Annotated in this window: 9 protein-coding genes and 1 tRNA gene; 3 read left to right on the top strand and 7 right to left on the bottom strand. The window is 72.3% G+C overall.

Features of this window, described 5'->3' with window-relative positions; genetic code table 11:
- Positions 1–13: 13 nt before the first annotated feature.
- The 6 genes from ACGIF2_RS07915 to glmU all read right to left on the bottom strand — a co-directional run bounded on the left by ACGIF2_RS07915 (position 14) and on the right by glmU (position 7,072).
- The gene (locus ACGIF2_RS07915; protein WP_396045271.1) at positions 14–1,141 is read right to left on the bottom strand and encodes a glycosyltransferase; all 1,128 of its coding nucleotides are present in this window, start codon (positions 1,139–1,141) and stop codon (positions 14–16) included.
- A complete protein-coding gene (locus ACGIF2_RS07910) occupies positions 1,131–2,672 on the bottom strand; it encodes a sugar transferase (RefSeq protein WP_396045269.1) in 1,542 nt (513 codons plus the stop codon). Before ACGIF2_RS07910 ends, ACGIF2_RS07915 begins: the two co-directional genes overlap by 11 nt.
- 129 nt (positions 2,673–2,801) lie before the next feature.
- Positions 2,802–3,419: an aminoacyl-tRNA hydrolase gene (gene pth / locus ACGIF2_RS07905; RefSeq protein WP_396045267.1), complete on the bottom strand. Its 618-nt coding sequence runs from the start codon at positions 3,417–3,419 to the stop codon at positions 2,802–2,804.
- A gap of 130 nt (positions 3,420–3,549) precedes the next feature.
- A complete protein-coding gene (locus tag ACGIF2_RS07900; RefSeq protein ID WP_396045265.1) occupies positions 3,550–4,170 on the bottom strand; it encodes a 50S ribosomal protein L25/general stress protein Ctc in 621 nt (206 codons plus the stop codon).
- Between the two features lie 272 nt (positions 4,171–4,442).
- Positions 4,443–5,426, bottom strand: a complete 984-nt coding sequence (locus tag ACGIF2_RS07895) for a ribose-phosphate diphosphokinase (RefSeq protein ID WP_396045263.1) — start codon at positions 5,424–5,426, stop codon at positions 4,443–4,445.
- A complete protein-coding gene (gene glmU, locus ACGIF2_RS07890) occupies positions 5,423–7,072 on the bottom strand; it encodes a bifunctional UDP-N-acetylglucosamine diphosphorylase/glucosamine-1-phosphate N-acetyltransferase GlmU (protein ID WP_396045261.1) in 1,650 nt (549 codons plus the stop codon). The genes ACGIF2_RS07895 and glmU overlap by 4 nt, the downstream gene beginning before the upstream one ends.
- Positions 7,073–7,463: 391 nt before the next feature.
- On the opposite strand from glmU, the gene ACGIF2_RS07885 reads away from it, so the two are divergent.
- Entirely contained in the window at positions 7,464–10,841 is a 3,378-nt protein-coding gene (locus ACGIF2_RS07885; RefSeq protein ID WP_396045259.1) for a glycoside hydrolase family 3 protein, read from the top strand.
- Positions 10,842–10,908: 67 nt separating this feature from the next.
- On the opposite strand, the gene ACGIF2_RS07880 is transcribed toward ACGIF2_RS07885, so the two are convergent.
- Positions 10,909–10,980, bottom strand: a tRNA-Gln gene (locus tag ACGIF2_RS07880).
- A 118-nt stretch (positions 10,981–11,098) separates the two neighbouring features.
- On the opposite strand from ACGIF2_RS07880, the gene ACGIF2_RS07875 reads away from it, so the two are divergent.
- Both ACGIF2_RS07875 and ACGIF2_RS07870 read left to right on the top strand, forming a co-directional pair.
- The gene (locus ACGIF2_RS07875; protein WP_396045257.1) at positions 11,099–11,704 is read left to right on the top strand and encodes a TetR family transcriptional regulator; all 606 of its coding nucleotides are present in this window, start codon (positions 11,099–11,101) and stop codon (positions 11,702–11,704) included.
- A gap of 41 nt (positions 11,705–11,745) precedes the next feature.
- A complete protein-coding gene (locus ACGIF2_RS07870) occupies positions 11,746–12,357 on the top strand; it encodes a MarR family winged helix-turn-helix transcriptional regulator (protein WP_396045256.1) in 612 nt (203 codons plus the stop codon).

Here is a 12,357-nt window from a genome sequence, read left to right as displayed (position 1 = left end):
CTCGAGCGCGGGATCACAGCAGGGCCAGCTCCTCGTCGACGATCTCCTGGAGCCGTGCGACGAAACGAGGGGCAGCGAACCGGGCGGCGTGGGACCGCAGCGCGTCCTCGTCCCACGTGCGGGCGAGGGCGCGTTCGACGGCCTGGGCTGCGAGCTCGGGGTCGGGGCTGTCGAAGAGCTCGCCGGTGACGTGCTCGACCACGGTGTCGAGGTAGCCGCCCGCGCGCAGCACGACCGACGGCCGGCCGAACGCGGCCGCCTCGAGCGGCGACAACCCGTAGTCCTCGTAGGAGGCCGCGACGAGCGCCGAGCAGCTCGCGTACGCCCAGCGCAGCTCGGCGTCGCCGATGCGGCCCAGGAGACGGACCCCGGGCACACCGCGCGCGAGCGCCTCGAGCCGCGGACGGTCCGGACCGTCGCCCACCACAAGAAGCCGCAGCCCCCCGACCCGCTCGACGGCCCGCATCACGACGTCGACGTTCTTGTACGGCAGCAGCCGCGCGACGCACAGCACGAAGCCGGGCTCGACGCCCCGCACCCGGGCGGACGGACCGCCCGGGAGCATCGCAGGGGGCGGCGCGAGCACCTCGGCCTCGATGCCGTACACCTCACGCACCGCGGCCGCGGTGACAGTCGAGTTCGCGACGTACCGGTCAGCGCTCGCGGCCGCACGCCGGTCCCACGAGCGCAACGACGGCGACATGACGTCGAGCGCCCGGGCCGCGACCCATCGGCTCATGCCACGACCCGTGTGCGCCGCACCGAGGTAGCGCTCGCTCTGGTACAGCCAGCGGGCGGGGGCGTGGCAGTAGACGACCTTGCGGCCCGTCGAGCGGAAGCCGTGCGCCCAGCCCGTCGAGCTCGCGAGCAGCACCTGCGACTCGATCGGTCGGGTCGCGGACACCGCGGGCGCGAGCAGCGGCAGCGCGAAACGGTGGTGCCGCCGTACGAAGCCGACCCGGTCGAGCGGGCTCGTGCGCAGGTCCATCGCGCCGAACTCGGGGAACGTGGCCCCCGGGTCGTACAGGGACGCGTACATCGGTGCACCGGGGAACCCGCGGGCCATCACGAGCGCCACGCGCTCGGCACCACCACGCTGGGTCGCGTAGTCGTGCGCGAGCGCGACCCGATCAGCGCCCACCGTGCCCGCTCAGGACTACGTTGACGGTCTTCCACATGATCATCAGGTCGAGGGCCATCGACCAGTTCTCGACGTAGCGCAGGTCGAGCTTGACCGCCTCGTCCCACGCCAGGTCCGCCCGGCCACTGATCTGCCACAGCCCGGTCAGGCCTGGCTTCACGAGCAGCCGCCGCCCCACCGAGTCGCCGTACTGGGCGACCTCACGGGGCAGCGGGGGGCGCGGACCGACGATGGCCATCTCGCCGCGCAGCACGTTGAACAGCTGGGGCAGCTCGTCGATCGAGTGCTTGCGCAGGAACCTGCCCACCCGGGTGATCCGGGGGTCGTCGGCGAGCTTGAACAGCGGGCCGTCGGCCTGGTTCTGCGCGGCGAGCACCTCGAGCCGGGCCTCCGCGTCGGCGACCATGCTGCGGAACTTGAGCATCTGGAACTCGCGGCCCTCCCGCCCGACGCGCGCCTGGCGGAACAGCACGGGCCCGCGGCTCGTGAGCCGGACGACGAGCGCGACGACGAGCAGCACGGGGCTGAGCAGCACGAGCGCAGCGCCGGCCGCCCCGATGTCGAACATCCGCTTGATCGTCAGGCGCGGGCCGCGCGACTCGGTGTGCCGCACGTGGATGAGCGAGAGCCCGGCGGTCGGCTCGAACGTCACGCGCGGCCCGAAGACCTCGACCAGCCCCGGGGCGACGACCAGCTCGGCGTCGGTCCGTTCGAGCGCCCACGACAGGCGACGCAGCGCCTGCCCGGTCAGCTCGGAGCCGGCGACGATGACCACGTCGAAGTCCCCGTCGACGACCACCTGAGGGATGTCGGAGAGCGTCCCGAGCACCGGGACCCCCGTGGTGGTGCGCCGCGTGTGCAGGGCGGGCAGGCACAGCCCCTCGATCTGGTACCCGTGCCGCGGTGCGGCCCGCAGGTCGGCGACCACCCCGTCGATCGAGGCGACGTCACCCACGACGAGCGTGCGCCGCATCGCCTCGCCCGCGCCGCGGCGTCGGTGCAGGCCACGCCGGTTGAGGTGCCGGGCTCCCGCGAGCAGGCACATCATCAGCGGCAGGGCGCCGAACACGACGGTGCGGGGCACCTCGACGTCGAACCCGACAGCGAAGAGCGCGAGCGTCGCCGCGGTCAGGACCCCGCCGCGCAGCACGGCCTGGAACTCGAGCGGCCCGTCACCCAGGCCCGCGCGCTCGTAGCCCCGCTCGACGCCGACCATGATCACGAACGTCAGCCCGATGAGCGCGCCCCAGCTGAGCTGGAGGAGCGTCACCCCGTGCATGACGAACAGCAGGATCGTGGGCACGAAGGTGCACAGCAGCAGGTCGCGCGCGAGCGTGGCCCACTGGTACGCGCCCTGCTGGTCGCGCCAGCTCAGGCCGGCAGGTTGGACCCGGACCCGCGAGCGGCGGACGAACGGCTGGCTCGAGGCCCACGACAACCGGGGTCCGGTGGACTCGCGACGGCGTTCTTCGACCTCGATCTCGACTGCTTCGGTGGCACGGGACGCGTTCCGGTCGTCGATCAGGCTCATGCACGGCCCCCCGCGGCAGATGGTGTGCCTTGAGGGTATATGGGGGGATTGGTTCTGGTAACTGCTAGTTGCCCGAATTCACCCCTCTTGTCCGGCGAGTCGCTCGGCGTGTCGCGCTTTCGTCAGGCGTCAGGTGCGCGTGTGGTACTTCAGCTGTGCACGCTCGAGCCCTTCCGTGACCACGAGCTCCACCGCGTCCGCGGCGGCGTCGACGAGCCACGGCAGGTCCTTGCGCTCGGCCGCCGAGAAGTCGCGCAGCACGTAGTCCGCCGCGTCCATCCGCCCGGGCGGCCGCCCGACACCAACGCGCACCCGCACGTAGTCCTTCGTGCCGAGCGCCTTCGTCGTGTCGCGCAGCCCGTTGTGGCCGCCCTCGCCACCGCCGATCTTTAGCCTGATCTCGGCGTACGGGATGTCGAGCTCGTCGTGCACCATGACCACCCGCTCGGGCGGCACGTCGAAGTACTGGGCCAGCGCCTTGACCGGCCCGCCCGAGACGTTCATGTACGTCGTGGGCTTGGCCAGCACCACGCGCGGCCCGGGGGCCCCGCCCGGCAGCGTGCCCAGCCGGGTCTCGGCGACCACGGCCTGCGGGCGGCGCGAGAGCAGCCCGCCGCGCGAGCCGAAGCTCGCGCCTGTGCGCCGGGCCAGCTCGTCGAGCACCATGTGGCCCACGTTGTGCCTGTTGCCCGCGTACTGCGCGCCCGGGTTGCCGAGCCCGACGACGAGCCAGGGTCCCTCCGACATACGACTCCTTCGGTTCTCCGTGCGGCGCACCGGCGACCGTCCGGGGCGCGGCACGACGACGCCCGGCACCGTTCGCACGGTACCGGGCGTCGTCGCGCGTGCGGTCGGGTGACCCGACCGTCCGGTCAGATCACTCCTTCTCGGCGGCCGACTCTGCCGACTGCTCGGCGGCGAGCTCCGCGACGGCCGCGTCGGCGGCGATGTCCGCGGCCGTGGCGTGCGGCGAGGTGATCGAGACGATGATCGCGTCGGGGTCGGTCACGAGGACCGCGCCGGCGGGCAGCGGGATGTCGCGCGCCTGGACCGTGTGGCCGGCCTGGACACCCTCGATCGAGACCTCGATCTCCTGGGGCAGGTGCGTCGCCTCGGCCTCGAGGGCCAGCGTCTGCAGGTCGACGATGTGGATCGTGCCGGGGGCCGACTCGCCGACGATGACGACGGGCACCTCGACGGAGACCTTCTCGCCCTTCGTCACGATGAGCAGGTCGACGTGCTCGATGACGTTGCGGACCGGCTCGCGCTGGACGTCCTTGGCGATCGCGAGGGTCTTCTCGCCGTCGAGCTCGATCGCGAACAGCGCGTTCGCGTGCTTGAGCGCGAGCATCGTCTCGTGGCCCGGGAGGGCGACGTGGACGGGGTCGGTGCCGTGCCCGTACAGGACGGCCGGGATCTGGTGGGCGCGACGCAGGCGACGCGCTGCGCCCTTGCCGAACTCGGAACGGGCGGTGGCGACGAGCTTGACCTCGGACACGATGACTCCCAGAAAAGACGAATGAGTGGGGCGAAGCTGTGTGGTGGCCTCGACGCGGGACGCTGGACGGGCACGCGGAGGCGGGAGCTTCCGCCCAGTCGATCACGGACCCGACAGCCGGTCTCTGCGGCGCCTGTGAGGTGCTTGCGCACCCACGGGCCCCGTGGAACCTGACCGTCCGACGTCCCTCGCCGAGGCAACCGGATGATCCTACCCGGCTCGGGGCGTCTCCCCAAGCCGGGCGGTGCCGCACGCGGCGGCACCCGGGCTGATCAGGCCTGGCCGTCGAAGAGCGAGGTGACCGAACCGTCGTCGAAGACCTCGCGGATCGCCCGCGCCAGGAGCGGCGCGATCGACAGGACGGTGAGCTTGTCGAAGCGGCGGTCCTCGGGGATCGGGAGCGTGTCGGTCACGATGACCTCACGCGCACCGCACTGCTGCAGGCGGTCCACGGCCGGGTCGGACAGCACACCGTGCGTCGCCGCCACGATGACGTCCTTCGCGCCGGCCTCGAGCAGCACGCGCACGGCGCCCGAGATGGTGCCTGCGGTGTCGATGAGGTCGTCGACGAGCACGCAGCTGCGGCCCTCGACGTCACCCACGACGCGGTTCGCGACCGTGCGGTTGGGGCGCGAGATGTCACGCGTCTTGTGGACGAAGGCCAGCGGTCCCCCGCCGAGCTTCGCGGCCCACTGCTCGGCCACCCGGATCCGGCCGGCGTCGGGCGAGACGACCGTCACGTTGGAGGTGTCGACGCGCGAACGGACGTACTCGGTGAGGATCGGCATGGCCCACAGGTGGTCGACCGGGCCGTCGAAGAAGCCCTGGATCTGGGCCGCGTGCAGGTCGACGCTCATGAGCCGGTCGGCGCCGGCCGTCTTGAACAGGTCGGCCATGAGGCGGGCCGAGATCGGTTCGCGACCGCGGTGCTTCTTGTCCTGCCGGGCGTAGCCGTAGAACGGGGCGACGACGGTGATGGTCTTGGCGGAGGCCCGCTTGAGCGCGTCGACCATGAGCAGCTGCTCCATGATCCACTGGTTGATCGGCGCCGCGTGGCTCTGCAGCACGAACGCGTCGGAGCCACGGATCGACTCGCCGAAGCGGACGTAGATCTCACCGTTCGCGAAGTCGTAGGCCGTGGTCGGCACGAGCTCGCTGCCCAGCTGCTCGGCGACGTTCACGGCGAGGTCGGTGTGGGCCCGACCGGAGATGAGGACGAGCCTGCGCTCGCCGTCGGGGGAGACGATCCCGGTCATCGTGCGGAGTCCTTCGTGTTCGGGGGTACGTCGGGCAGCTCTGCGGGTTGGTCCGGCAGCGCGGGGGGTGGGGTCGGGACAGGGCCGGTCGCGGCGTCCTGCGCACGGTCGCGCTCGGCGCGGGCCTGCGGGGAGAGGTCGTCCGGGCGACCGCCGAGCGCGCGCGCGGCGGCGTCGGCGGCGGGCGTGCCGGCGCGGGCGCGCAGCACCCAGCCCTCGATGTTGCGCTGCGGGCCGCCGCTCACGCCGAGCGCCCCGGCAGGGACGTCGCGGCGGATGACCGAGCCGGCACCGGTGTACGCGCCGTCGCCCACCGTGACGGGGGCGACGAACATGTTGTCGGAACCGGTGCGGGCGTACGAGCCGATCGTCGTGTGGTGCTTGTTCACGCCGTCGTAGTTCACGAACACCGACGCGGCGCCGATGTTCGTCTGCTCGCCGATCGTCGCGTCGCCCACGTAGGACAGGTGCGGCACCTTCGAGCCGGCGCCGATCTGCGCGTTCTTCGTCTCGACGAACGTGCCGATCTTGCCCGCGTCGCCCAGCACCGTGCCCGGGCGCAGGTAGGCGAACGGACCGACCGTCGCGCCCGCACCGATCACCGCGAGCGAGCCGTGGGTGCGCACGATCGTGGCACGCTCCCCCACCTCGACGTCGGTGAGCGTGGTGTCGGGGCCCACGGTCGCGGCCTCGCCGACCGACGTCGCGCCGTGCAGCTGGGTGCCGGGCAGCAGCGTCACGTCACGGGCCAGGTCCACGTCGACGTCGACCCATGTGGTGGCCGGGTCGACGACGGTGACCCCGGCACGCATCCAGTCGTCGAGGATCCGGCGGTTCATCTCGGCGCGCAGGGACGCGAGCTGCACGCGGTCGTTGACGCCCTCGACCAGCAGGGGGTCGTCGGTGCGCAGCGCGCGCACCCGGCCACCGTCCTGGCGGGCGATCGCGAGCACGTCGGTGAGGTAGACCTCGCCCTGCGCGTTGTCGCGGCCCAGGCGGCCCAGCGCGCCGCGCAGCACCGCGGAGTCGAAGACGTAGACCGAGGAGTTGATCTCGCGGACGGCGCGCTGCGCCGCGTCCGCGTCCTTCTCCTCGACGATGCCCACCACGTCGGCGCCGTCGGGGTCACGCAGGATCCGGCCGTAGCCCGTGGGGTCGTCGACCTCGGTCGTGAGCACCGTCACGGCGTTGCCGTCGGCGGTGTGCGCGGAGAGGAGCTCGGCGAGCGTGCTGCCGTCGAGCAGCGGGATGTCGCCGGCGAGCACCACGACGGGGCCTTCGATGCGGACGTCGGCTGCTCCGCCGGGGGCCGCGGGACCCTCGCCGGTGTCGGCGGCGTCGGCCTGCGCGGCGGCGTCGAGCACCGACAGCGCGCACTGCACAGCACGGCCCGTGCCGGGGATGTCGTCCTGGTCGGCGAGGAGCACCTGCGGGTCGAGCTGACGGGCGTGCGCCGCGACCTGCTCCCGCTCGTGCCGCACGACGACCGCGACGCGGCCGGGGTCGAGCTCGCGCGCTGCCGTCAGGGCGTGACCGAGCATGCTGCGGCCTGCGAGGGTGTGCAGGACCTTGGGTGTGGCCGAACGCATCCGTGTGCCCTCGCCGGCGGCGAGGACGATGACGGCTGCGGGGCGGGGGGTGGTCACCTGTAGGTGCTCCCGTCGGATCTGCCCGAGCGGTCGGGCGGCGGATCTTGCGCAGCAGCACTCTACCGCCGCTGGGGCGGCGGCTCGTTCAGCGGACGGGTCGGGCCGGCTCCCGGACGGGTGACCCAATTGCGAGGGTTCTGGGGTTTGGTTACGTTGGTCCCCAGCGCGCCTGCCGGCCCCTCACGAGCGGCGCGATCACGGCACCCGCCGCGGCGGGGCCGTCCAGGGCCGGACGCACGACGGTCGGCGCCCGTCAGGTGTGACGCCCGAGGGCTCGCACCCACTCCCCCCTCTCAGCACCGGGTCGACCGTGCCCTGCGCGGCCGACCCGGCGAAGCCGGCGGCCACGGCCGCGATGCGCCGTCAGCGGCGCGCTGGAGGTCTGACGATGGAGCCACGCACTTCCCCCACCACGGCGCTCTTCCACGGGCCGCCACGTCGACAGCGGCTGCGCACCACCGCACGCAGGGTGGTCGCCGCGACCCTCGGCGTGGCGGTGATGGTGACGGGCGTGACGACGATGGCCACGTCGGCCGCCGCCCAGGACGAACCCTGGATGAACACCGACCTGTCGCCCGACGAGCGCGCCGACCTGCTCGCCGACGCGATGACCCTCGACCAGAAGCTCACGCTGTTCGACGGCAGCGGCACCGGCGCCGTCGCGATCCCCGAGCTGGGCATCCCCGCCCGGCGGGAGATCGACGGCGCGACCGGCGTGATCGTGGCGGACGTGCCGACGACGGCCTTCCCGGCCGGTGCCGCGCTCGCCTCCACCTGGAACACCGAGCTCGCGCAGGAGTTCGGCCGGCAGGCCGGGCTCGAGGCCCACCTGACGGGATTCTCCGGCTGGGCCGGCCCGTCGAGCGACCTCGTGCGCTCCCCGTTCAACGGCCGCCAGTGGGCCACCTACGGCGAAGACCCGCTCCTGGCGGGGCTGATGCCCGGCAACGTGATCACCGGCGTCAACCAGACGAACGACACCAACGGGGTCTACGCGCTGCCGAAGCACTACATCGCGAACAACCAGGAGACCCAGCGCAACACGCTGGACGCCGTGCTGGACGAACGCACCCTGCGGGAGACCTACGTCCGCACCTGGGAGTCCCTGGTCGAGGCTGATCCCGGCGCGATCATGTGCGCGTTCCCCCGCGTGAACGGGACGCACGCGTGCGAGAACCCGAACCTGCTGTTCGACATCCTCAAGGGCGAGCTCGGGTACCCCGGCTGGGTGTCCTCCGACTTCAACGCCTGCACCACCATCGAGGCGTACGACCTGGGCGCCGACGTGTGCGGCCCGAGCTTCCCCGACTTCGCGACGTTCACCGCGGCGGTCGAGGACGGGACGATCGCCCCGGAGCGGTTCGAGAACATGGTGCACCGCATCCTGCGCTCGTACTTCAAGGACGGGCTCATCGACAACCCGCCCGTCGGCGGCCTCGTGAACCCGAAGCCGTCCACGCCGCCGCTCTCGGACGAGGTCGCGGCGCAGAGCAACGAGACGGCGTACCGCATCGCGGTCGACGGGTCGGTGCTGCTGCGCAACGAGGCCGAGGCGCTGCCGCTGGACGCCGACGAGCTCGACTCGATCGCCGTGATCGGTGAGGCCGCGGACCGGTACCTCACCGGGTTCGGCAGCGACATCGTGGTCGACCCCACGCAGGTGACCACCATCCTGGACGGGATCTCCGCCCGGGCCGGGAGCGGCGTGGAGGTCACGCACGTCGACGGCGCCGACCCGGTGCGTCCGGGCGACCTGATGCCCGGCGACGCGCCCGTGCCCTCCGGGGTGCTGCAGCCGTCCTCCGGCACCGGCGACGGGCTGTGGGCCGAGTGGTACACGAACTCGGACTTCAGCGGCACACCCAACACCAGCCGGGTCGAGGACCAGGTCAACTGGGCCGAAGGCCTCGCAGCGGTGTTCGGCCAGTACGGGTACAACCCGACGCCGGCGCCGAAGCTGCCCGAGGCGTTCCTCGCCACACCGAACCCCTCGGTCCGCTGGTCCGGGAGCCTCAACCCGACCGAGACCGGCTCCTACCAGCTCGGGCTGACGGTGCTGGGCCAGGTCAGGCTGACGGTCGACGGCCAGGAGGTCCTCTCCGCCGACGCCGACGTCATCCGGACCCTGTCCACCGACATCACGCTCAACGCCGGGCAGAGCTACGACATCGAGATCGAGTACGTCGCCGACGCACCGAACCAGTGCTGCCCGGCGACGACCTCCGAGATCGGGCCCACGATCCGGTTCTCGTGGGTCCCGCCGAGCGGCAACGCGTCACCGCAGATCGCGGAGGCGGTCGGCGCCGCCGCGACGTCCGACGTCGCTGTGATCGTGGCCAACGACTACATGGGTGAGTCGCTCGACCGCGGCAACCTCGGCCTGTTCCAGGACATGAGCCTGCTGATCGAGTCCGTCGCAGCTGTCAACCCCAACGTCGTCGTCGTGCTCGCCACGGGGGCGCCGGTGGAGATGCCCTGGCTGGAGAACGTGCCAGCCGTGTTCGAGTCCTGGTATCCCGGTCAGCAGCAAGGGAGCGCCATCGCCGCGCTGCTGTTCGGCGACGAGAACTTCTCGGGTCGGCTCCCGATCAGCTGGCCTGCCTCGGAGGAGCAGGTCGTCGACGGGCTCGGCCTGGCGAACCCGTACTACGACGTCAACGTCCCGGACATCACGCTCGACTACACGGACGGCATCTTCGTCGGCTACCGGGCGTACGACGAGCTCGGCATCCAGCCGCTCTTCCCGTTCGGGTACGGCCTGTCGTACTCGTCGTTCGCGTACGACAACCTGGAGGTGGTCGGGCCGCGGGCCCGGCAGAACGAGGGGCCCGACACCTCGGAGCCGGGGCTGGTGAGCGTCGACGTGACCAACACCGGCGCCGTCACCTCGACCGAGGTGGTCCAGGTCTACAACGGCAGGCTGCCCACCGATCGGGCGGTGACCCCGCCCAAGGCACTGCTCGGCTGGGGTCGAGTGACCCTGGCCCCCGGAGAGACGTCCACGGTCGAGGTGCCCATCGAGCTCTACACGCCGCAGCACGTCCTGGCGTACTGGGACACCGAGTTCGGCTACTGGATCACCCCGACGGGGACCACCGACCTCTACGTGGGCTCGTCCTCGCAGGACGTCCGGCTGGCCTCGACCCTCGAGGTGCGCGAGCCGCTCGAGCCCGACACCACCCCGCCGACCTTCGAGCTGACCGGCTTCACGGACGGCGGGCTGTACGGCGTGGGCGGGACGATCGACTGGGGCCTGACGGTCGACCCGCCGACGGCCACCGTCGACGCGACGATCGACGGGGCACCGCTCGACCTGAGCGTGCCGCTCGAGCTGTGGCGGCTCGACCTCGGTCAGCACGTCGTGGTCGTGACAGCCACCGACGAGTCGGGCAACTCCACGACGGAGACCTTCAGGTTCTACCTGAAGACCTCGTTGCGGGACCTCGACATCATGCTGCAGAACTTCGAGGCCTCCGGGGTCGTCGACCCGGTGGACGTCGTCGCCCTGCGGAACACGCTCTTCCAGGTCCGCGCGCTCGAGGCGCGGGGCGACGACTCGGGGGCGGTGATCCTGCTCCGCGGCATGCGGAACCAGGTGCTGAGCCTCGACCTGGACGAGGACGCCGAGGCGGCGCTGCTGCGCAGCATCGACGCCATCATCGTCGAGCTCGGCGGCACGCCGCCGGGCGGTGGGGCAGCAGCCCGGGCGGAGCTGGACGGCCTGGCCGTCCAGCCCAGCGACGAGGCGGACCTGCTCCGCGAGTGACGTGATCTGCCGTGCCGGGGACAGCACCGAGGTGCCGTCCCCGGCACGGCGCCGTCGCGTCGTGCGGCTCCGCCCCCAGGATTCGAACCCGGACCGCAAGGCACCAAAGGCCTGCGTGCTGCCGTTACACCAGGGCGGATCGGGGATGCTGCACCCCGACGAGGGGATGAGGTGCACCCCGGCGGACCAGTCTGCCAGGCCCCGCACGGCATGATGGGCCGGTGGCTACCGAGGCGAGACGACCGACCCGCTCCAGGATGACCGGCACCCAACGACGCGAGCAGCTGCTCGACGTGAGCCGGCGCCTCTTCGCGGAGAAGGGGTTCGACGGGACGAGCGTCGAGGAGATCGCGTCGCGCGCCCAGGTGTCCAAGCCGGTCGTCTACGAGCACTTCGGGGGCAAGGAAGGCGTCTACGCGGTGGTGGTCGACCGCGAGATCCGGGCGCTCACGGGTGCCCTCACCGACGCGCTCGCCCAGGGCGGGCACCCCAAGGTGATGGTCGAGCGCACAGCGCTGGCCCTCCTCGAGTACATCGAGAACTCGACCGACGGCTTCCAGATCCTGGTGCGGGACTCGCCCGTGGCGCAGGCGACGGGCACGTTCTCGAGCCTCATCGGGGACGTCGCCTCGCAGGTCGAGCACCTGCTGGCCGAGCAGTTCACGAAGCAGGAGCTCGACCCGAAGACCGCCCCGATCTACGCCCAGATGCTGGTCGGGATGGTCGCGCTCACGGGCCAGTACTGGCTCGACGCCCGCAGCCCCGAGAAGTCCGAGGTCGCGGCCCACCTGGTGAACCTCGCGTGGAACGGTCTCGCGGGCCTGGAGCGGCGGCCTCAGCTGACGACGCGTGACGAGTCGTGAGCGCACGAACAGGTATCTCGACGTCGACTAACCTGGGGGCCATGGGCCGCCCCCGTACCCCTGCACCCGACGGACGCCCCGCCGGCCACCCATCCGGCCATCCCGCCGGCCACCCCGCGGACGACCGCCCCGGGAGCGCGGACGAGGTGCACGACGCCCCGGTCCACGACGAGGTCGACCGGATCGTGGCCGCGTGGGAGCGCGAGCGACCCGACCTGGACGTGACCCCGCTCACGGTGCTCTCCCGGGTCAGCCGCCTCGCCCGTCACCTCGACCTCGCGCGGCGCGGCGTGTTCGCCCGGCACGGGCTCGAGACGTGGGAGTTCGACGTGCTCTCCGCGCTGCGCCGCGAGGGGTCGCCCTACCGGCTGTCCCCGGGCGCGCTCCTGACGCAGACGCTCGTGACGAGCGGGACGATGACCAACCGCATCGACCGGCTCGCGCAGCGCGGCCTGGTCGCCCGGCTGCCCTCCCCCGACGACCGGCGCGGCGTGCTCGTCGAGCTCACCGGCCTGGGCCGCGAGCAGGTGGACGGCGCCCTCGCGGACCTGCTGGACGAGGAGCGCACGCTGCTGGCGGGCCTGCCCGACGAGGACCGTGCGCGGCTCGCTGACCTGCTGCGCAGCGTCGTGGCCCCGTTCGACGCCCCCTGA

The organism is Cellulomonas sp. P22, assembly GCF_044392165.1.
The sequence above is the reverse complement of the archived record's forward strand: the minus strand, read 5'-3'. Positions and strand labels throughout refer to the sequence as shown.